The sequence below is a fragment of the Pseudomonas parakoreensis genome (assembly GCF_021602155.1).
Classification (GTDB): domain Bacteria; phylum Pseudomonadota; class Gammaproteobacteria; order Pseudomonadales; family Pseudomonadaceae; genus Aquipseudomonas; species Aquipseudomonas parakoreensis.
Genome location: NZ_BQHY01000008.1, coordinates 240,366 through 261,394, shown reverse-complemented (window position 1 = coordinate 261,394; position 21,029 = coordinate 240,366). Strand labels below are relative to the sequence as shown.

18 protein-coding genes are annotated in these 21,029 nt (G+C 59.5%); 10 read left to right on the top strand and 8 right to left on the bottom strand.

Features of this window, described 5'->3' with window-relative positions; translation table 11 throughout:
* Positions 1-131 precede the first annotated feature (131 nt).
* The 5 genes from L6D63_RS14980 to L6D63_RS14960 form a co-directional block, all read right to left on the bottom strand.
* Positions 132-2,942, bottom strand: coding sequence for an FAD-binding and (Fe-S)-binding domain-containing protein (locus tag L6D63_RS14980; protein WP_131671421.1), 2,811 nt, complete (start codon positions 2,940-2,942; stop codon positions 132-134).
* The gene (locus tag L6D63_RS14975) at positions 2,939-3,610 is read right to left on the bottom strand and encodes a LutC/YkgG family protein (protein ID WP_131671422.1); all 672 of its coding nucleotides are present in this window, start codon (positions 3,608-3,610) and stop codon (positions 2,939-2,941) included. Before L6D63_RS14975 ends, L6D63_RS14980 begins: the two co-directional genes overlap by 4 nt.
* Positions 3,610-5,064, bottom strand: coding sequence for a LutB/LldF family L-lactate oxidation iron-sulfur protein (locus L6D63_RS14970; RefSeq protein ID WP_095667570.1), 1,455 nt, complete (start codon positions 5,062-5,064; stop codon positions 3,610-3,612). The genes L6D63_RS14975 and L6D63_RS14970 overlap by 1 nt, the downstream gene beginning before the upstream one ends.
* The gene (locus L6D63_RS14965) at positions 5,061-5,885 is read right to left on the bottom strand and encodes a (Fe-S)-binding protein (protein ID WP_047291147.1); all 825 of its coding nucleotides are present in this window, start codon (positions 5,883-5,885) and stop codon (positions 5,061-5,063) included. Before L6D63_RS14965 ends, L6D63_RS14970 begins: the two co-directional genes overlap by 4 nt.
* Positions 5,886-6,035: 150 nt before the next feature.
* On the bottom strand, positions 6,036-7,730 hold the full coding sequence (locus L6D63_RS14960) for a lactate permease LctP family transporter (RefSeq protein WP_131671423.1): 1,695 nt from the start codon (positions 7,728-7,730) through the stop codon (positions 6,036-6,038).
* Between the two features lie 261 nt (positions 7,731-7,991).
* Here L6D63_RS14960 and L6D63_RS14955 point away from each other — a divergent pair, with 261 nt between their 5' ends.
* On the top strand, positions 7,992-8,759 hold the full coding sequence (locus tag L6D63_RS14955) for an FCD domain-containing protein (RefSeq protein WP_041066759.1): 768 nt from the start codon (positions 7,992-7,994) through the stop codon (positions 8,757-8,759).
* A 102-nt stretch (positions 8,760-8,861) separates the two neighbouring features.
* Here the strand turns inward: L6D63_RS14955 and smpB are convergent, their stop codons facing one another.
* Positions 8,862-9,344, bottom strand: a complete 483-nt coding sequence (gene smpB, locus L6D63_RS14950) for an SsrA-binding protein SmpB (protein WP_003221505.1) — start codon at positions 9,342-9,344, stop codon at positions 8,862-8,864.
* A 119-nt stretch (positions 9,345-9,463) separates the two neighbouring features.
* On the opposite strand from smpB, the gene L6D63_RS14945 reads away from it, so the two are divergent.
* From L6D63_RS14945 to L6D63_RS14935, 3 genes are read left to right on the top strand one after another with little or no spacing between them, the layout of a single operon-like run.
* Positions 9,464-10,867, top strand: coding sequence for a sodium-dependent transporter (locus L6D63_RS14945; RefSeq protein WP_047291154.1), 1,404 nt, complete (start codon positions 9,464-9,466; stop codon positions 10,865-10,867).
* A 7-nt stretch (positions 10,868-10,874) separates the two neighbouring features.
* A complete protein-coding gene (locus L6D63_RS14940) occupies positions 10,875-11,309 on the top strand; it encodes a type II toxin-antitoxin system RatA family toxin (protein WP_003221509.1) in 435 nt (144 codons plus the stop codon).
* Positions 11,302-11,616: an RnfH family protein gene (locus L6D63_RS14935; RefSeq protein WP_047291158.1), complete on the top strand. Its 315-nt coding sequence runs from the start codon at positions 11,302-11,304 to the stop codon at positions 11,614-11,616. The genes L6D63_RS14940 and L6D63_RS14935 overlap by 8 nt, the downstream gene beginning before the upstream one ends.
* Positions 11,617-11,677: 61 nt before the next feature.
* On the opposite strand, the gene L6D63_RS14930 is transcribed toward L6D63_RS14935, so the two are convergent.
* Positions 11,678-12,205, bottom strand: a complete 528-nt coding sequence (locus L6D63_RS14930) for an outer membrane protein assembly factor BamE (protein ID WP_027610774.1) — start codon at positions 12,203-12,205, stop codon at positions 11,678-11,680.
* Between the two features lie 97 nt (positions 12,206-12,302).
* On the opposite strand from L6D63_RS14930, the gene fur reads away from it, so the two are divergent.
* Positions 12,303-12,707, top strand: a complete 405-nt coding sequence (fur, locus tag L6D63_RS14925; protein WP_003221515.1) for a ferric iron uptake transcriptional regulator — start codon at positions 12,303-12,305, stop codon at positions 12,705-12,707.
* Between the two features lie 75 nt (positions 12,708-12,782).
* Here the strand turns inward: fur and recN are convergent, their stop codons facing one another.
* A complete protein-coding gene (gene recN / locus L6D63_RS14920) occupies positions 12,783-14,456 on the bottom strand; it encodes a DNA repair protein RecN (RefSeq protein ID WP_047291160.1) in 1,674 nt (557 codons plus the stop codon).
* Positions 14,457-14,696: 240 nt separating this feature from the next.
* Between recN and grpE the strand changes: the two genes are divergently transcribed.
* The 5 genes from grpE to carA all read left to right on the top strand — a co-directional run bounded on the left by grpE (position 14,697) and on the right by carA (position 20,913).
* On the top strand, positions 14,697-15,263 hold the full coding sequence (gene grpE / locus L6D63_RS14915; protein ID WP_007961425.1) for a nucleotide exchange factor GrpE: 567 nt from the start codon (positions 14,697-14,699) through the stop codon (positions 15,261-15,263).
* 102 nt (positions 15,264-15,365) lie between these two features.
* On the top strand, positions 15,366-17,282 hold the full coding sequence (gene dnaK, locus L6D63_RS14910) for a molecular chaperone DnaK (RefSeq protein ID WP_003221521.1): 1,917 nt from the start codon (positions 15,366-15,368) through the stop codon (positions 17,280-17,282).
* Between the two features lie 296 nt (positions 17,283-17,578).
* Positions 17,579-18,703, top strand: a complete 1,125-nt coding sequence (gene dnaJ / locus L6D63_RS14905; RefSeq protein WP_003221522.1) for a molecular chaperone DnaJ — start codon at positions 17,579-17,581, stop codon at positions 18,701-18,703.
* 9 nt (positions 18,704-18,712) lie between these two features.
* On the top strand, positions 18,713-19,519 hold the full coding sequence (gene dapB, locus L6D63_RS14900) for a 4-hydroxy-tetrahydrodipicolinate reductase (protein WP_003221523.1): 807 nt from the start codon (positions 18,713-18,715) through the stop codon (positions 19,517-19,519).
* 257 nt (positions 19,520-19,776) lie between these two features.
* The gene (gene carA, locus L6D63_RS14895; RefSeq protein WP_047291163.1) at positions 19,777-20,913 is read left to right on the top strand and encodes a glutamine-hydrolyzing carbamoyl-phosphate synthase small subunit; all 1,137 of its coding nucleotides are present in this window, start codon (positions 19,777-19,779) and stop codon (positions 20,911-20,913) included.
* Positions 20,914-21,029: the final 116 nt, after the last annotated feature.

Here is a 21,029-nt window from a genome sequence, read left to right as displayed (position 1 = left end):
AGTATCTCCTTGCACTGAGGAATCCAGACTCTCACTGACCGTCAGAGCAGGCCAGCGAAAGGAGGAAAAGCCCCGCGTGTTCGGGGCTTGTTCTGTGGACTACCGCCTCGCTCAAGGGTTCTAACTTTCTTTTAGCAGGCCTTCGCTCGAGTGACCCGATCCACCAGATAGACCAGTCCGTGATAGTCGATGCCGCCGTGCTGCGTCAGGCCGATCTCACAGGTGCGGCTGGTGGAAATCCCCTCGTTGCAATGTTGCACCGCGTCCTTGAGTGTGCGTAGCGAGTGGCTGTTCAGCTCCGGCGTGGTGAAGCCCTTGTCACCGGCAAACCCGCAGCAATGAATGCCTTCCGGAATCACCGCGTTTTTGCTGCATTTGCGCGCCAGATCGATCAACGCCTGGCTCTCGCCCAGATGCTGGGTGCTGCAGGTCACATGAACCGCAATCGGTGCCTCTTGCGGGGTGAACTCCAGTCGATCGAGAAGGTGCGTACGAATGAAGCGCACCGGGTCGTACAGATCCAGGCGAACATTTCCCACGTCCTGCACCAAGCGCAAGGTGCACGGGCTGGTGTCGCAGTAGATCGGATCGAGCCCGCCACGACTGGCATGGAGGAGGGCGCTAATCAGTTCCTGGCGTTTGTGTTCGGCTTGCTCGGCGTAGCCTTTGGAGGCAAACGGCTGACCGCAGCAGAGGTTGTCCTGATTGTCCGGGATCACCACTTGGTAACCGGCCTTTTCCAGTAGGCCACGGGTTTTGTCGTACAGCGACATCTGCTCCTTGTCACCCGCCGCCGGGCCCATCACCCGCGATACGCAGGCCGCCAGATACACCACGCGCGGGCGTTCGTCGGAGACGCTCGGGCTGAAGCGAATGGCTTTTTCCGGTTGCGGCATCGCGTTGGTCCACAGCGGCACCTGGCCCTTGGACAAGCGCGTCAGGGTTGCCGACAGCTTCGCCAGACGCGGTGCGCCCAGCAGCATCCGTGCGCCATTTGCCACGTGCAAAGTGAAACGTGCACCTTGCAGGGTCTTGGCGAAATTTCCTTCGATCCAGTCAGCGGTTTTCTGATGCGTCGCGTGTCGGCCGCGAAGCTTTTTCACCAGTTCGCCGGTATTGATGCCCACAGGGCAACGCTGAGCGCACAAACCGGTCGCGGCGCAGGTCTCGATGCCTTGGTACTCGTAGGCCTTTTCCAGCTCGGTGGTGTCAACGCCGGCGCGTTTTTTCGCCTGAATGTCACGCCAGATGACGATGCGCTGGCGCGGGCTGAGGGTCAGGCCCTTCGATGGGCAGACTGGTTCGCAGAAGCCGCATTCGATGCATTTATCGACAATCTCGTCAGCTGCCGGCAGCGGTTTCAGGTGCTTGAGGTGGATCTGCGGATCTTCGCTGAGCACCACGTCCGGGTTGAGGATGCCGTTGGGGTCGAGCAGGCGTTTGAGCTGCCACATCAACTGATAGGCATCGCTGCCCCATTCCAGCTCAACGAACGGCGCCATATTGCGCCCGGTGCCGTGTTCAGCCTTCAGCGAACCGCCGAACTCCACCGCCACCAGTTGCGCCACGTCGTCCATGAAGGCTTGATAGCGTGCGACTTCTTCCGGGCTGTTGAAGCCTTGGGTGAAGACGAAATGCAGATTGCCCTCCAGCGCGTGTCCGAAAAGGATCGCTTCGTCGTAGGCATGTTTGTCGAACAGCTCGATCAGGCGGTTGACGCCGATCGCCAGTTGCTCGACCGGGAAGGTCACGTCTTCGATGATCACCGTGGTGCCGGTTTTACGCACGGCACCGACGGCGGGAAAGGTGTCCTTGCGGATGGCCCAAAGCTTGGCGTTCTCGGCCGGATCTTCGGTGAAATCGACCTGCTTTTCCACTGGGAAACGGGTCAGCGAAGCCATGATCTGCGCCAGTTGTTCCTGCAGCAACGTGGAGGAAGCGGCGCGGGATTCGATCAGCAGCGCGCAGGCATTGTTCGACAGATGCTGTACGAAATCCGGCATGCCCGGTTTGTCCTGCACCGAACGCAGACTGCGCCGATCAAGCAGCTCTACGGCAGACACTGGTTGGCTTTTCAGCACGGTGACCGCGTTGCAGCAGGTTTCCACATCCGGGAACACAATCAGTGCCGAGGCCTTGTGCGGGTGGTCGATCACCGTGTCGTAGGTCACCGCACTGATGAAGCCGAGCGTGCCTTCGGAGCCGACCAGCAGGTGGCTCAAGATATCCACAGGCTCGTCGAAATCCACCAGGGCGTTGAGCGACAGGCCGGTGGTATTTTTCAGACGGTATTTGTGGCGGATTCTCGCCGCCAGTTCGGCATTGGCCCGGGTCTCACGGCCCAACGTCGCCAGGCGCTCCAGCAGTTCGCCGTGGCTTTCGCGAAACGCGGCGACACTGGCAGCGTCTTCGGTGTCGAGACGGCTGCCGTCGGCCAGTACCAGACGAATTCCGGCGAGAGTGTGATAGGTATTTTGCGCGGTGCCGCAGCACATGCCGCTGGCGTTGTTGGCGACGATGCCGCCGATTTTGCAGGCGTTGATCGATGCCGGATCCGGGCCGATCTTGCGCCCGAACGGTGCCAGCCACGCGTTCGCTTGTGCGCCGATCACGCCAGGCTGCAGGCGGATTTGCAGGCCCTGATCGCGAATTTCGCGAGCGTTCCAGTTATCCCCCAGCACAATCAGCACCGAATCGCTGATCGCCTGCCCGGACAAACTGGTGCCGGCGGCGCGGAAGGTCACCGGGACTTGATCGCGCTGGGCCAGTTTCAGCAGCGCTACCACTTCATCTTCGGACTCGACGCGGATCACCAGTTTGGGAATCAGCCGATAAAAACTGGCGTCGGTGCCGAAGGCCAAGGTCGACAGCGGATCGTCGAAGCGGCGCTCCGCTGGAATCAGTTGCTGCGCATCACGCAGGAAATTCACCGGAAGCGTCATTGGTCCTCCAGGATCAGTACCACCAGGTCTTTCGGGCCATGGGCGCCGTAGGCCAACACTTGTTCGATGTCGGCAGTTTTCGACGGGCCGGACACCAGCAGCGCATTGGTCGGCATGCCTTGGGCCCACTCGAATTCCTGTTGCACCTGATAGAAGTTGTCGCGGATTTCGCTGGCCTTGAGCAGGGCGAAATGCACCGGCGGCACCAGGCTCATCAATCGCGGCTCTTCACGGGTTGGCCAGAGGATCAGGCTGCCGGTGGCGGCGATGGCGCCGAGGGTGCCGGTCAGGCTGGCCGGGGTGTCGTTGAACAGCTCGGCTTTCCACTCTTCCATCGGGCGGTTGTAGGACTTCAGCGTCGGCAGATCAGGATTGTTCGCCCAGTGTTGTGAGATGCGCTGCCCGTGAGGCGTCGTCGGTGCGATCAACAGGCTTGGCAGTTGACGGTCACGCAGTAATTGCGCGAGCAGCGCCGGCCAGTCTGCGCCGGTAGTCAGATGGATTTCGGTGTGTACAGCTTCCATCAGTTTGCGCAGCTGCGGGATGCGTTGCTCGGCGCTGTAGGTATAAGGCTGGGTCACCAGATCGACGTCGAAGTCGTCGGTAATCGGTGTGGTGCCGGTCAGACTTTTCCGCAGCTTGGCGAGGATATTTTGCTTGGCGCTCATCAGCGGTCTCCCTGTTTGGCCAGATGCTCGCGGGCCATGTCGTGCAGTGAGCGGGCGGCGGGTTTGGGTGCGCTGTGGTTTTGCGTCCACGGGCCGACATTGCTCGGGGTCAGGGCACGCAGGCGCGTGGCGAAGAACCCGAACAACCGATACAGCGTCGGCGAGCTGTTGAGTTTCGCCCAGGCGTTCCAGATGAAGCGTTCCTTGCGCGAATACTTGCTGCCCTGGCCGCGCATCACTTGGTGTGGAGCGTCCGGGGCTTTGACGTTTTCTTCGCGCAATCGGCGCAGAATTGCCGGGATCGGAATTTTCACCGGGCACACTTCACCGCAGGCACCGCACAACGACGAAGCGCTCGGGTGGTCCGGGACTTTCGCCAGACCGACCATGTGCGGGGTGATGATTTTGCCGATCGGTCCCGGATAAACCTCGCCGTAGGTGTGACCACCGACGCGGGTGTAAACCGGGCAATGGTTCATGCACGCGCCACAGCGGATGCAGTTCAGGGTCTGGCGCAGTTCGCTGTCGGCAAAGGCCTGGCTGCGACCGTTGTCGAGCAGCACCAGATGCACTTCCTGCGGGCCATCGAGTTCATGTTCCTTGCGCGGGCCGGAGATCATGTTGACGTAAGTGGTGATCGGAATGCCCAGCGCCGAGCGGGTCAGCAGCGACAACAGCGGCACCACGTCGCGCAGGTTTTCCACGACCTTTTCGATGCCGGTGACGGCGATGTGCACCGGCGGCACGGTGGTGGTCATGCGCCCGTTGCCTTCGTTTTCCACCAGCAGCAGAGTGCCGGTTTCGGCTACGGCGAAGTTGACGCCGGAAACGCCGATGTCCGCTTCGAAGAATTTCTGCCGCAGGACTCTGCGACCGATCTGAATGAGTTGGTCAACGTCCTTGGTGTACTCCACGCCAAGTTTGTCGTGGAACAAGGACGCGACCTGACCGGCATTCTTGTGGATCGCCGGCATAATGATGTGTGAAGGCTTCTCGTGGTCGAGCTGGACGATGTATTCCCCCATGTCGGACTCCAGGCATTCAACACCTTGAGCCTCGAGGAAATGGTTCATCTCCATCTCTTCGCTGACCATCGATTTGCCCTTGATCACTTGCCGCGCCTCGTGAGCGCGGATGATCGAAAGGACGATGCCATTGGCCTCGTCCACCGTTTCCGCCCAGTGCACTGTCACACCGTTGCGGGTCAGGTTCTGTTCCAGTTGCTCGAGCAGGTCGGGCAACTTGGAGAGCGCACGCGCCCTGATCGAGTTGCCCAGGGCACGCAAGTGTTCTCTTTCATGGGCATCGCTGAACGCCGCGGCCCGCTTGGTCATCAGTGAATCCATGGCAGTACGGAAGTTGTTCCGTAACTGCTGATCACCCAAGGCGTTGTGCGCCCGGGTGCGGAAGTCTTCTTCTACGGCAACCGTAGGAATAATCGTCGAGGTGCTCATTGCGCACCTCCGGTTCGTTGCCACAGAAAGCTGGCGAGATGTTGCCCGCGCAGCGCTTCTTTTTGTTTCTCCAATGCGCCGTTGATGTTCATCAAACAGCCACAGTCGGCGCTCAACACTTTGTGTGCGCCGGAATCCTTCAACGCTTTGGTCTTGTCAGCCACCATTGCGCCGGAAATGTCTGGCATACGGACGCTGAATGTCCCACCGAAGCCACAGCATTCGCTTTCGTGATCGTGGTTGACCCGTTCCACGTTGCTCAACTGCGCCAACAGCTCGCGGCCGTGCAGGTGGGTATTCATTTCGCGACGTGCCGAACACGAAGTGTGCAGCGCCACTTTGACCGGTTCGCCGCTGTCCTTGAGCTGCACCTTGCAGACGAACAGCAGGAACTCGGCCAGTTCATAGGTGCGGGCCGCGAGGGCCTGTACCTGTTTCAACGTTTGCGGCTCGTCCTTGAACAAGTCCGCGTAATGCTCGCGCAGCATGCCCGCGCAGGAACCCGACGGCACCACCACCGGATAATCCCCGGCAAACAACGCCAGTTGCGCGCGCGCGACCGTCCGCGCCTGCTCGGTGTAACCCGAGGTGTAGGCCGGTTGCCCGCAGCAGCTCTGCCCTTGCGGGTACTCGACGCGGATGCCTTCGCGCTCCAGCAAATGGATCGCGTCCATCCCTGCTTCGGGGTAGAACAGGTCGACCACGCACGTGCCGAACAGGTAGACCCGCGACGGTTTCTCGCTGGGGTATTGCCGAGGTTCAGGCAGTGGCGGTGCGACGCGCGTGGCGTTGGGCACAGCGTTGTAAAAAAGCTCGCTCATCAGGCGTGTCTCCGGGTGGGCCCGGTTATCCGTCTGTGGCGGCTGCTGAATATAAAGCGCCTTGCTTTCAGCAGCCTTACAGACCGGGTGGTGAGTTGCTAACGCCGGAATCACGAACCGGCGTCGGTTATTTCCGTTTTGTTTATAGGATCAGTGCACCAGCATGCCGGTGAACCAGTAGGCCTGGGCCAGCGTAATCAGGCCGACAATCGTGGCAAAGAATAGGCTGTGCTTGAGGGTGAAGCGGAACAGATCCGATTCCTTGCCCACCAGCCCGGTCGCGGCGCAGGCCACGGCGATCGATTGTGGCGAGATCATCTTGCCGGTCACGCCGCCGCTAGTATTGGCCGCTACCAGCAAGGTGTCGTTGACGCCGATCTGGTGTGCGGTGGTCGCCTGCAGCGAACTGAACAGCGCGTTGGACGAAGTATCGGAACCGGTGAGGAACACGCCCAGCCAGCCGAGGAACGGCGAGAAGAACGGGAAGGCTGCGCCGGTCGCGGCCAGGACCAGCGCCATGGTCGAAGACATCCCCGAGTAGTTGGTGACGAAGGCGAAGGCCAGCACCATGCCGATCGACAGAATCGGCCAGCGCAGTTCGTAGAAGGTCTCTTTCAAAGTGGTCAGACCAGTTTTGAAGTTGATCTTCAATACCAGCATCGAGATCAGCGCCGAGAAGAAAATCGCGGTACCGGTCGCGGAAATCGGGTCGAGTTTGAACACCGCCGGAATCGCAGTCGGTGTGGCCACGATCGGCGCGGTCTTGATCACCAGCTGATCCAGGTGCGGGATGGCAAAGTTGAACACCCAGGCGTACATCGAACCGCCGGCGGCAAACATGGCCTTGAACGGCTTTAGGGTCCAGATGGTTACCAGCACGGTGAGGACCAGGAATGGCGACCAGGCAATGAAAATTTCCCAGAGGCTGTAAGGCGATGCCACGGTGCTGCGTTTCTGGCCGAAACCGCCAGCGCTGGCGGTTACCACCGAGGCCGACACGGCGCCGGCGATATGCTGACCGGCGGCGCGTTTTGGCTGCCAGACTTTGAGGAACAGGGTCAGGGAAATCAGGCTGGCCAGGGCCGAGGTGATGTCCGGCAGCTCCGGGCCGATGAAGTTCGAAGTGAAGTACTGGGTCACGGCGAAGCTCAGGCCTGCAACCAGCGCTGCCGGCCAGGTTTCACGCACACCACGCAGGCCGTCCATCATGAACACCAGCCAGAACGGTACGAACAGCGACAGCAGTGGTAGCTGGCGGCCGGTCATGGCGCCGATCTTGAACGCGTCGATGCCAGTGACCTGGCCGGCCACGATGATCGGAATCCCAAGGGCGCCGAAGGCCACCGGCGCGGTGTTGGCAATCAGGCACAGGCCGGCGGCGTACAGCGGATTGAACCCGAGGCCGACCAGCAGCGCGGCGGTAATGGCCACTGGCGCGCCGAAGCCGGCGGCACCTTCCAGAAACGCACCGAAGCAGAAACCGATCAGCAGCACCTGCAAACGCTGGTCGTCGGTGATCGACAGTACCGAACTACGAATGACCTCGAACTGACCACTCTTGACCGTCAGTTTGTAGAGGAACACCGCCGCGACGATGATCCAGGCAATCGGCCACAGACCATAGGCAAAGCCGTATCCGGCAGCGGCGAAAGCCATGTCGACCGGCATGTGAAAGGCGAAAATCGCCACGGCAATCGACAGGGCGAGCGTGATGCTGCCGGCCACATGACCCTTGAGGCGGAACACCGCCAGAGCCAGAAAGAAGAAAACGATGGGGATGACGGCCGCGAGTGCGGAGACACCGAGACTGCCGAGCGGGGTATAGAGCTGTTGCCAGGTTTGCATATGGGGTGGCCCCTAATTGTTGTTGGTCAGGCACTGTCAGCGTTTTTGGTTAATTGGTAATACCAATTTACAATCGCTGTTGGCTAGGGTAAAAGCCTTGATATCGGTGTGTCAATTTGTCGCCCTGAAACTTTTGTCGAATAAGCGGTGCAGAAGGCATCTGATCCGGTCGGGCAAATGTGCTCTGACAGGTGTCGGCGGGGCGCCGATAGGCCAGAATAGAGAGCCCGGCGAGCGGTCGGGATCGTGGAGAAATGAGTTATGGGGTTTGATCAGATTCGTCAGCGCCGTTTGTCTGACGATATTGTCGAGCGCCTCGAGGGGATGATCCTTGAGGGCACGCTGAAGTCCGGCGAGCGGCTTCCGGCTGAGCGCACCTTGGCCGAGCAGTTCGGTGTATCGCGTCCGTCGTTGCGCGAAGCGATTCAGAAACTGGCGGCCAAGGGCTTGCTGGTCAGTCGCCAGGGCGGCGGCAATTACGTGGTGGAAACCCTCGGATCGACCTTCAGCGACCCCCTGCTATTGCTGCTGGAGAGCAACCCCGAAGCACAGCGCGATTTGCTGGAGTTTCGGCACACTCTGGAGGCATCGTGTGCCTATTACGCAGCATTGCGCGCCACGGATGTGGATCGTGAGCGCCTGACCGCAGCGTTCAACGAGCTGCAGGATTGCTACACGCGGCATGACGAAGTGAGCCGGGTGGAAGAGGGCGCGGCGGACGCGAAGTTTCATTTGGCGATTGCCGAAGCCAGTCACAACGCGGTGCTGCTGCACACCATTCGCGGGCTTTTCGATTTGCTCAAGCGCAACGTGGTGACCAACATCGGCGGCATGTACAAACAGCGCACGGAAACCCGCGACATGCTGATCTCTCAGCACCGGGAGCTGTATCTGGCGATTATCGAAGGGCGTGCGGAGCAGGCGCGGGAGGTTTCCAGTCGGCACATTCTGTATGTGCAGGAAGTGCTGGAAGAGGTGCGGCAGGAAGTTCAGCGCATGGCTCGGGCGGAGCGGCGCAAGGGAATGTAGCTTTTAGAAGCAAAAAGATCGCAGCCTTCGGCAGCTCCTACACAGGAATGTGTCTTTCCCTGTAGGAGCTGCCGAAGGCTGCGATCTTTCAGGCAGAAGAAATTATTCTTCCTTGCCCTTGTTGCGCACGGCGCGCTGCAGCTCTCGACCGGCGTCGCGTTCGCGCTCGGTGTCACGCTTGTCGTATTCCTTCTTGCCCTTGCCCAGAGCAATCTCGCACTTGACCATGTGCTTGCTCCAGTAGAAGGACAGGCACACGCAGGCGTAGCCTTTCTGTTGCACGGCAGCGGCGAGTTTTTCCAGCTCGCGCTTATTGAGCAGCAGTTTGCGGGTGCGGGTCGGATCGGCGATGACGTGGGTGCTGGCGGTCATCAACGGCGTGATGTGACTGCCGAGAAGCCAGGCTTCGCCGTCCTTGAGCAGCACGTAACTGTCGACCAGTTGCAGCTTGCTTGCCCGCAGACTTTTTACTTCCCAGCCGGCCAGGACCAGACCAGCCTCGAAACGATGTTCGATGAAGTAATCGTGTCGCGCCTTTTTGTTCTGCGCGATGGTCCCTGTTGGGTGTTTCTTCTGTTTAGCCATAGGGGCGGCATTATATGGAGATAAATGATCCTCGGCTACGGTGATGCTGCGTGCTTGAGCAGGTTGAGTGAATCCCGGACAATGCGGCCTCTTTTTCTAACGCTTGGGCGTGATATTCAATGTCGACAGACAAGGTTTCTGTCCACGGCAGTTGGGCTAGCCGCTGGGTTTTCATATTCGCCGCGACCGGTTCGGCCGTGGGACTGGGCAGCATCTGGAAATTCCCCTACATGGTCGGGGTCTACGGCGGCGGCGCCTTCGTGCTGATGTTTCTGGCCTGCATCGCATTGATCGGGATCCCGGTCATGCTGGCGGAAACCCTGATCGGCCGTCGCGCACGGCAGAGTCCGGCGAACGCTTTGAAGGTGTTGGCGCGGGAGGCCGGGCATTCTGGCAAGTGGTCGTGGGGCGCGTTTGCCGGGATGATCACGGCGCTGCTGATCCTGTCTTTCTATAGTGTGGTCGGCGGCTGGTCGCTGGATTACATCATCGACATGGGGCGCGGCGACTTCCAGGGTGCTACGGCGGAGCAGGTCGGCGCTTATTTCGGCAATGTGATCTCCGATCCCTGGCGTCTGACACTTTGGCACACAGTTTTCATGCTGTTGTCGGCCGTGGTGATCGCCAAAGGCGTGGTTGCCGGGCTGGAGCGCAGCCTGCGGATCATGATGCCACTGCTGTTCGTGATGGTGTTGGTATTGCTGGGTTACAGCATGACTACCGGGCATTTCATGGAAGGCGTGCATTTCATGTTCGACTTCCATCCGGAAAAAGTCCTCGACGGCTTGCTGCCCGCCATGGGCCACGCGTTCTTTTCCCTGAGCGTGGGCGTCGGCTCGATCATGATCTACGGCGCTTACATGACCAAGGAAGCCTCGCTCTCTGGCACCGTGGTCGGTGTGGCGCTGCTGGATACCTTTGTATCGCTGGTGGCCGGTCTGGCATTGTTTCCGATTGTGTTTGCTGGCGGTTTGAACCCTAGCGAAGGCCCAGGCCTGATGTTTGTCAGTCTGCCATTTGCCTTCGGTAACGTGGTTTTCGGCCAGTTGATGGGCGTGGTGTTCTTTGTGCTGGTGGCGATTGCCGCCTGGAGCTCGGCGATTTCCTTGCTTGAACCGATGGTGGCCTATCTGGTTGAACGCACGAAAATCAGCCGTGGCTGGGTGACTTTCTGGCTGGCGTTCATCTGCTGGTTCGTCGGTCTGGGTACGGTTTTCTCTTTCAATATCTGGAAGGAAGCCAAATTTTTCGTGAACGAAGGCGGGCTGTTCCATCTCTACCAATGGGGTGCGGCGGGCGGTCTGGACTTCTTCGGCGTGATCGATTTCTTCACCTCGCGGATCATGTTGCCGCTCGGTGGCCTGTGCTTCGTGCTGTTTGCCGGTTGGGTGATGGGGCGTGATGCGGTGCGGGAGGAGTTGTCGATTCGTAACCCGGCGCTGTTTGCCCTGTCCTTGTTCTTGATGCGCTACGTGGCGCCTATCGGCATTCTTGTAGTGTTTGCCGCTCAGCTCTGGAAGTAACGCTTACATGACGACACATATTCAACGTTCGGCGTTGCTGCCATACCCGGCGCAATTCCTCTACGACCTGGTCAACGACGTCGCGCGTTACCCGGAATTCTTGCCATGGTGTTCGTCCGCCGAAGTGCTGGAAAGCTCGCCCGAGCACATGCGCGCCAGCGTTGGCGTGGCCAAGGGCGGTCTCAGTCAGCACTTCGTCACGCGCAATACGTTGGTGCCGGGGCAATCGATCGAGATGAATCTGGAAGAAGGCCCGTTCAACCAGCTGCATGGCGTCTGGGTCTTCAAGGCATTGAACGAGAAAGCCTGCAAGATCAGTCTTGACCTGTCTTTTGACTACGCCGGCCCGCTGGTGCGCGCCACACTGGGCCCGCTGTTCAATCAGGCGGCGAATACGTTGGTGGATGCGTTCTGCCAGCGTGCCAAGCAGATGCATGGTTGATCCGGTGATCGAGATTGAAGTGGTGTATGCCGCCGTGGATCGTCAGCTTCTGCGCACTTTGAGCGTCCCGGAAGGGACGACAGTGCGAGAGGCGGTGCTCAAGTCAGGTATTGGCGATGAATTCCCGGAGCTGGATCTGAGTGATTGTCCGCTGGGGATCTTCGGCAAGGTGGTGGCTGATCCACGGGCTCGCTTGATTCAGGCGGGGGAGCGCATCGAGATCTACCGGCCGTTGCTGGCGGACCCGAAAGAGGTGCGACGCCTGCGGGCGGCCAAGGCTGCCGAGGCCAAAGCGCGAAATCAGTAGCCTGGCCAGATCGCAGGCAATAAAAAACCCGGAAATTCCGGGTTTTTTATTGCCTCGCGCATTACTGCGGGGAGGTGTCCAGCGGCTCAGGCGTCGGAACCGGAACGGTTTCAACACCGTCCACGTCCTTCTGGATCGAATCCAGCAAGGAGCCTGGTTTGGCGGGTTGTTCCGGCTTCGGCTTCTCGGCGTTTTCAGCAGGGGCGGTCACGCTGGTGCCACTGTCCTTTCCGAGAATGGCCTCGTCACGGCTTACGCCCGGCATGAAGTCACCGGACAGGCTGACAAGCTGGTCGTTGGAGTTGAAGTTGACACTCACGCGCTCCTGCTGGCGTTCACCGCCACCAGGTTGCAGGCTGTACAGATAATCCCAGCGATCGGCATGGAACGTGTCGGTCAGCAGAGGGTTACCCATGATAAACCGTACTTGCCGACGGGTCATTCCCGGGCGTAACTGGTCTATCATGTCCTGCGTGACGACATTGCCCTGCTGGATGTCGATTTTGTAAACCCCGGGGAATGAACAACCGGCGAGTGCGAGCAGTCCCACAAAGGTGAAACTGGTTAGCAAGAGCTTGGTGTTTTGCATCGGTGGGCGACTTCCACTATCTTGGCTGGGACAACGTAAACGCCGATCATACCCGCATTAAGAGAAGCTGCGAAGCAGCATCGCGAGAAAGCTGACCATGGTTGAAAATAGCGAACTACGCAAAGCCGGCCTCAAAGTGACCCTGCCACGGGTCAAGATCCTGCAAATGCTCGACTCTACCGAGCAGCGTCACATGAGTGCCGAAGACGTCTACAAGGCGTTGATGGAAGCGGGCGAGGACGTCGGTCTGGCCACGGTTTACCGTGTTCTGACCCAGTTCGAAGCTGCTGGCCTCGTGGTCCGTCACAACTTCGACGGTGGCCACGCGGTATTCGAATTGGCCGACGGTGGCCACCACGACCATATGGTCAACGTGGAAACCGGTGAAGTCGTCGAATTCGTCAGTCCGGAAATCGAAAAGCTCCAGAAGGCAATTGCCGAGGAGCACGGTGTTGATCTGGTAGATCACAATCTGGTGCTGTACGTACGCAAGAAAAAGTAAGCATGTCGCGCGAATTTCAGGTTCGCGAAACGAACGAAGGCGACTCAAGGGTCGCCTTCGTGCTTTCTGCCGTTCTTAAACTTTTGCCGTGACCACCATTTTTTTCGCGTGAGCCAAGGACTCTTTGGTCAAGTCGATGCCGCCCAGCATCCGCGCTACTTCCTCTATGCGGTCGTTCTTGCTCAGTTTGGACACGGCGGTGTGGGTAGCCTGTTCACCGCGAACCTTGTGCACAAATAAATGCTGATGACCCTGCGCCGCCACTTGCGGCAAATGCGTCACGGTCAGCACTTGGCCGCGATCGCCAAGACGCCGCAACAACTGACCGACGATTTCCGCTGTCGGCCCGCCGATACCCACGTCCACTTCGTCGAATACCAGGGTTGGCACTCGTGAGGTCTGCGCAGTGATCACTTGAATCGCCAGGCTGATTCGCGACAGCTCGCCACCGGAGGCTACTTTGGCCAGCGCCTTGAGCGGCTGGCCGGGGTTGGCGCTGACCAGCAGTTCGACTTGTTCCAGGCCGTTAGGCTGTAGTTCGTCGCTGGTATTGGCGCGCAGCTCGATGGTGAAGCGTCCGCCCGGCATGCCCAAACGCTGGATCTCTTGCTCCACGGCGCTGGCGAGGCTGCTGGCGGCCTGATGGCGCAAGTCGCTCAGTTCCCGGGCCTTCTCTTGATAATGGCGGGCATAAGAGGCCAGTTCATCACCCAGGCGTTCGATGGATTCGTCGTTGGCATTCAATGTCTCGATTTCATCGAGCAATTTCTGCTGCATCTCGGCGACTTCGTTTGGCTGGATCCGGTGCTTGCGCGCCAGGGTGTAAATCGCGTCGAGGCGTTCTTCCAGATACTGCAGGCGCGCCGGATCGGCATCGAAGTTGTCGAGGAAGCGATTGAGCTCGCCGACGGCTTCTTCAACCTGGATCTGCGCGCTGGTCAGCAGGCTGCTGGCTTCGCCCAGTGCGCCAACCGAGTTGTTCACGCTCGACAGGCGGTTGAGGCTGGCTGTCAGCGCATTCAGCACATTGCCGGAATCGCTTTCGCTGCACTGCTCGACCACTTGTCGGCAAATGCCAAGCAGGGTTTCGGCGTTGGTCAGATTCTTGTGTTCCTGCTCCAGCTGTTCGAGTTCATTTTCGCCGAGGCCGAGGTTCTCCAGCTCTTCGAGCTGGTAGCTGAGCAATTGGTGACGCGCGCGTTGCTCGTCACCCGAGTTGGAGAGGCGCTCCAGTTCCTGGCGGGTCTGGCGCCAGCGCTGCGCGGCGAGTTGCACCTGGCGGGCCAGATCGGTAGCGCCGGCGTATTCGTCGAGCAGGCGCCGGTGAGTGTCGGTTTTCAGCAGGGACTGGTGTTCGTGCTGGCTGTGGATATCGATCAGCAGTTCGCCGAGAGCCTTGAGATCACCGAGCGGGCAGGGTGTGCCATTGATATAGCCGCGCGAACGGCCTTCGGCGGTGATCACCCGGCGCAGGATGCAGGGGCCGTCGTTTTCGAGGTCGCGCTCGGCCAGCCAGGCATGGGCTTCGGGAATGTCGACCAGGTCGAAGGTGGCCAGAATGTCGGCCTTGTCGGCGCCCGGGCGAACCACGCCGCTGTCGGCGCGGTCGCCAAGGGTCAGGCCCAGGGCGTCGAGCATGATTGACTTGCCGGCGCCGGTTTCCCCTGTGATCACGCTCATCCCGCGATCAAGTTCGAGATCGAGATGTTCAACGATGGCGTAGTTGTGTACGGACAGGTGCACCAGCATAAAGGCCGCTCCCAGGCTTTAGGTCTGGTTATTTATACAGTGTTTTGTTTCGGCCTGACAATGCCCTCGCTTAGCTCGATTTGCTTGATCCGATCAAATGCTTAGTCCGAGCAGGAATGACAATGCAGCACTTTTTTGTAGGGTTAATCATTGCAGGCCCTTGAAGCCTGATTTTGCGGCCCCATATATCGGGGCAGAAGCGCGAGTACAGCTCGCGGACGTAATTGAAAGGAGAATTCTATGGCTGACGAACAGACAGTAGATACGCAAAATCCAGAAGCCAATCAGGCGCCCGAAACTTCGGGTGACGACCTGGCGACCCGTGTACAAGTGCTCGAAGAGCAGTTGGCCGCCGCGCAGGATCAGTCTCTGCGCGTAGCTGCCGATCTGCAGAACGTCCGCCGCCGTGCCGAGCAGGATGTCGAGAAGGCGCACAAGTTTGCGCTGGAAAAATTCGCCGGTGACTTGCTGCCGATCGTTGACAGCCTGGAGCGCGGTCTCGAATTGTCGAGCCCGGACGACGAAAGTATCCGTCCGATGCGCGAAGGCATCGAGCTGACCCTGAAAATGTTCCACGACACCCTCAAGCGTTATCAGCTTGAAGCGATCGATCCGCATGGCGAACCGTTCAACGCCGTTCACCATCAGGCGATGGCCATGCAGGAGAGCGCCGACGTTGAACCGAACAGCGTTCTGAAGGTGTTCCAGAAGGGCTACCAGCTCAACGGTCGCCTGTTGCGTCCGGCCATGGTTGTGGTCAGCAAGGCGCCGGCGCCAATTTCGCCTTCGATTGACGAGAAGGCTTGAAATTAGCCGCAAGGCCCCCATTTAGAAGTCAAGCGTTTAAGTATTACCGCAGTTAGCCACCACTGCTGCGGCAACAAAATCCAAAGTTTCGGGAGAGTGAACATGGGCAAAATTATCGGTATCGACCTGGGGACTACCAACTCCTGCGTCTCCGTGCTGGAAAACGGCGTAGCCAAAGTTATCGAAAACGCCGAAGGCGCGCGCACCACGCCGTCGATCATCGCTTACGCCAACGATGGTGAAATCCTCGTTGGTCAGTCGGCCAAGCGTCAGGCAGTGACCAACCCGCACAACACCCTGTACGCGGTGAAGCGTCTGATCGGTCGCAAGTTCGACGAAGAAGTCGTACAGAAAGACATCAAGATGGTCCCGTACAAAATCGCCAAGGCTGACAACGGCGACGCCTGGGTTGAAGTGAACGGCCAGAAAATGGCGCCGCCACAAATCTCGGCTGAAATCCTGAAGAAGATGAAGAAGACTGCCGAAGATTACCTCGGCGAGCCTGTGACTGAAGCGGTGATCACCGTTCCGGCCTACTTCAACGACAGCCAGCGTCAGGCGACCAAAGACGCCGGCCGCATCGCCGGTCTGGACGTTAAACGTATCATCAACGAACCAACCGCAGCGGCTCTGGCTTACGGTATGGACAAGGCCAAGGGCGATCACACCGTGATCGTTTACGACCTGGGTGGCGGTACTTTCGACGTGTCGGTGATTGAGATCGCTGAGGTTGACGGCGAGCACCAGTTCGAAGTGTTGGCCACCAACGGTGACACCTTCCTCGGCGGTGAAGACTTTGACATTCGTCTGATCGACTACCTCGTTGACGAATTCAAGAAAGAAAGCGGCATGAACCTCAAAGGTGACCCGCTGGCCATGCAGCGCCTGAAAGAAGCCGCTGAGAAAGCCAAGATCGAGCTGTCGTCCGCGCAGTCGACCGACGTCAACCTGCCGTACATCACTGCAGACGCCACCGGTCCTAAGCACCTGAACGTGAAGATTTCGCGTGCCAAGCTCGAAGCACTGGTTGAAGACCTGGTTCAGCGCACCATCGAACCTTGCCGCATCGCCATGAAAGACGCCGGTATCGACGTTGGCGCGATCAATGACGTGATTCTGGTCGGCGGTCAGACCCGTATGCCGCTGGTACAGAAGCTGGTGACCGATTTCTTCGGTAAAGAAGCACGTAAAGACGTGAACCCGGACGAAGCGGTTGCCATGGGTGCTGCGATCCAGGGCGCCGTTCTGGCCGGTGACGTGAAAGACGTTCTGCTGCTCGACGTCAGCCCGCTGACCCTGGGTATCGAAACCATGGGTGGCGTGATGACCGCGCTGATCGAGAAAAACACCACGATTCCTACCAAGAAATCGCAAGTGTTCTCGACTGCCGACGACAACCAGGGCGCCGTGACCATTCACGTCCTGCAAGGCGAGCGTAAGCAAGCTGCGCAGAACAAGTCGCTGGGCAAGTTCGACCTGGCCGACATTCCACCTGCTCCACGTGGCGTGCCGCAGATCGAAGTGACCTTCGACATCGACGCAAACGGCATCCTGCACGTTGGCGCGAAAGACAAGGCGACCGGTAAAGAGCAGAAGATCACCATCAAGGCCAACTCCGGTCTGTCGGATGAAGAAATTCAGAAGATGGTTCGCGACGCCGAGCTGAACGCCGAGGAAGACCGCAAGTTCGCGGAGCTGGCTGAATCCCGTAACAAGGGTGACGCACTGGTTCACTCGACTCGCAAAATGGTCACCGAAGCGGGCGACAAGGTCAGCGCCGAAGAGAAGACCGCGATTGAAGCTGCCGTGGTTGCACTGGAAGCCGCTGTGAAAGGCGACGACAAGGCTGCCATCGAAGCGAAGATCGAAGAGCTGTCGAAAGTCTCGGCTCCGGTTGCCCAGAAGATGTACGCCGAACAGGCTCAGCCTGCTGAAGGCGCGGCGCCGCACGACGAGAAAGCTGAAAAGGCTGACGATGTTGTCGATGCCGAGTTCGAAGAAGTCAAAGACCACAAGTAAGTTGTTGGTCGGCCGGTTGACTGCCTTGCGGCGGTGACTGGTAGGATGTCGCCGCGCGGGAGCTTGCTCCCGCGTTGGCGTATCTGGAATACGTGAATTTTTACAGCATGCGACAAGCCTTGCATGCTGTTGGTATGGCCGGGAATGCTCCTGCTTTTCGTGCCGCAAGTACCACAAGAAACAAAGACCAGGATCGTTGAATTGACGTGAGTTGGGTCCGGGCCTGTATTGGGGCTCAACGAGTTTGGCCATCCTCAGGAGGGGTTTGCCGAACGTCCTCAAGAGTGCAAAGACTTATGGCAAAGCGTGACTATTACGAAGTATTGGGTGTCGAGCGTGGTTCAAGCGATGCAGACCTGAAAAAGGCCTATCGTCGCCTGGCGATGAAGCACCACCCGGACCGTAATCCCGATGACAAAGCGTCGGAAGAACTGTTCAAAGAGGCCAACGAAGCCTACGAAGTATTGTCCGATTCGAGCAAGCGCGCGGCCTACGACCAGTACGGTCATGCTGGCGTCGACCCAAGCATGGGTGGCGGTGGTGCCGGTTTCGGCGGGCAGAATTTCTCTGACATCTTTGGCGATGTCTTCAGTGACTTCTTCGGTGGCGGTCGCGGCGGTTCCCGTGGCGGCGCCCAGCGCGGCAGCGATTTGCGCTACACCCTGGAGCTGAATCTGGAAGAAGCGGTACGCGGTACCACCGTGAATATCCGCGTTCCGACACTGGTCAACTGCAAGCCGTGCGACGGTTCCGGCGCGAAGAAAGGCTCGTCGCCATCGACCTGCCCGACCTGCGGCGGCATCGGTCAGGTGCGCATGCAGCAGGGCTTCTTCTCGGTGCAGCAGACCTGCCCGCGCTGCCATGGCCAGGGCAAGATCATTTCCGATCCGTGCGATTCCTGCCACGGCGACGGTCGCGTCGAAGAATACAAGACCCTGTCGGTCAAAGTGCCGGCTGGTGTTGATACCGGCGACCGCATTCGTCTGTCCGGCGAGGGCGAGGCGGGCACCCAGGGCGGCCCGACCGGCGACCTGTACGTGGTGATCAACGTGCGCGAGCACGACATCTTCCAGCGCGATGGCAAGCACCTGTTCTGCGAAGTGCCGATCAGCTTTGTTGATGCGGCGCTCGGCGGCGAGCTGGAAATCCCGACCCTCGACGGTCGCGTCAAATTGAAAATCCCCGAAGGCACCCAGACCGGCAAGCAGTTCCGTGTACGCGGCAAAGGCGTGGCGCCGGTGCGTGGCGGTGGTGCGGGCGACTTGATGTGCCGCGTAGCGGTCGAGACCCCGGTCAATCTGAATCGTCGTCAGCGCGAACTGCTCGAAGAATTCCGCAGCTCGCTGGCGGACGATAACAGCCACTCGCCGAAAACCACTGGTTGGTTCGATGGTGTGAAGCGCTTCTTCGGCGATCTGTAAGGAGTCGGCATGCGACGTATAGCTGTGATGGGCGCCGCCGGGCGCATGGGCAAGATTCTGGTCGAAGCCGTGCAACAGCGCGCGCCATTGACCGGCCTGACTGCGGCGATCGTTCGTCCCGGCAGTACGCTGATCGGAGTGGACGCCGGTGAGCTGGCTTCGCTGGGTCGTATCGGTGTGCCGTTGTCCGGCAACCTCGAATCGGTGGCTGAAGAGTTCGATGTGCTGATCGACTTCACCCTGCCGGAAGTGATGTTGAAAAACCTCGCGTTCTGTCGCAAGGCTGGCAAGGCCATGGTCATCGGCACCACCGGGCTCGACGCTGCGCAGAAGCAACTGCTGGCCGAGGCGGGCAAGGATATTCCGATCGTGTTTGCGGCCAACTTCAGTGTCGGGGTCAACCTGTCGCTGAAGCTGCTCGAAATGACTGCCCGGGTGCTGGGCGACGATGCCGACATCGAGATCATCGAAGCGCATCACCGGCACAAGATTGACGCGCCTTCGGGCACGGCGCTGCGCATGGGTGAAGTGATTGCCGATGCGCTGGATCGTGATCTGCAGAAAGTTGCGGTCTATGGTCGTGAAGGTCACACCGGGGCGCGCGAGCGGGAAACCATTGGTTTCGCCACCGTTCGCGGTGGTGATGTGGTCGGTGATCACACCGTGCTGTTTGCCTGCGAAGGCGAGCGCCTGGAGATCACGCACAAGGCTTCCAGTCGCATGACCTTCGCCAAGGGCGCGGTGCGTGCGGCGTTGTGGCTGGATGGCCGCGAGCCGGGTCTGTATGACATGCAGGACGTGCTCGACCTGCATTGATTGAATGTTTTACCCAGCGCAAACGCCCGGTTTGCGCTGGTTTTTCTCCACCGCGCGACGCCCTGTCGCATTCTCCGGCCTTTTAGGCTCTTTAGCGGTGGACCAAAAAAGCCTTTTTCTGTAAGCTACAGCTTTAGTGTGTCCACTAAAAGCGCGCAGAATAATTCAGTGAAGAAGCGGGGTGACGTGTCCATACGTCACTCCGCTTTTTTACAACCTGCGATTGCCCTTTCATGCGTTATTTACGGGAGGTCTTCTTGACTAAGCCAGCCATACTCGCCCTTGCTGATGGCAGCATTTTTCGCGGCGAAGCCATTGGAGCCGACGGTCAAACCGTTGGTGAGGTGGTGTTCAACACCGCAATGACCGGCTATCAGGAAATCCTTACCGATCCTTCCTACGCCCAACAGATCGTTACCCTGACTTACCCGCACATCGGCAACACCGGCACCACGCCGGAAGATGCCGAGTCCGACCGAGTATGGTCCGCTGGCCTGGTCATCCGTGACCTGCCGCTGGTAGCGAGCAACTGGCGTAACACGATGTCCCTGTCCGATTACCTGAAAGCCAACAACGTTGTAGCAATCGCCGGTATCGACACCCGCCGCCTGACCCGCATCCTGCGTGAAAAAGGCGCACAGAACGGCTGCATCATGGCCGGCGACAACATCTCCGAAGAAGCTGCAATTGCCGCCGCGCAAGGCTTCCCGGGCCTGAAGGGCATGGATCTGGCGAAAGTCGTCAGCACCAAGGAAAAGTACGAATGGCGCTCCACTGTCTGGGATCTGAAGACCGACAGTCACGCGACCCTCGAAGCGTCCGAGCTGCCATACCACGTGGTTGCCTACGACTACGGCGTCAAGCTGAACATCCTGCGCATGCTGGTCGAGCGCGGCTGCCGCGTGACCGTGGTGCCGGCGCAAACCCCGGCAGCCGACGTGCTGGCGCTCAAGCCGGACGGCGTGTTCCTGTCCAACGGCCCTGGTGACCCGGAGCCTTGCGACTACGCGATCAAGGCGATCAAGGAAGTGCTGGAAACCGAAATTCCGGTCTTCGGTATCTGCCTTGGTCACCAGCTGCTGGCTCTGGCCTCCGGCGCCAAGACCCTGAAAATGGGCCATGGCCACCACGGTGCCAACCACCCGGTACAGGATCTGGACACTGGCGTCGTGATGATCACCAGCCAGAACCACGGTTTCGCGGTTGACGAAGCGACCCTGCCGGCCAACGTGCGTGCGATCCACAAATCGCTGTTCGATGGCACCCTGCAAGGCATCGAGCGCACCGACAAGAGCGCGTTCAGCTTCCAGGGCCACCCTGAAGCGAGCCCGGGCCCGAACGATGTGGCGCCCCTGTTCGACCGCTTCATCAACGAGATGGCCAAGCGACGCTAAGCGTTCGCCTTGAGACTGTAGCGAGAAGCCCTCGAGGGCGGCCCCGACACCGGTGGCGCCCCTCAGGGCTTCAGAAATCGATCAAGACGGCTTGCCGACTGACCTGCGGATTTGAG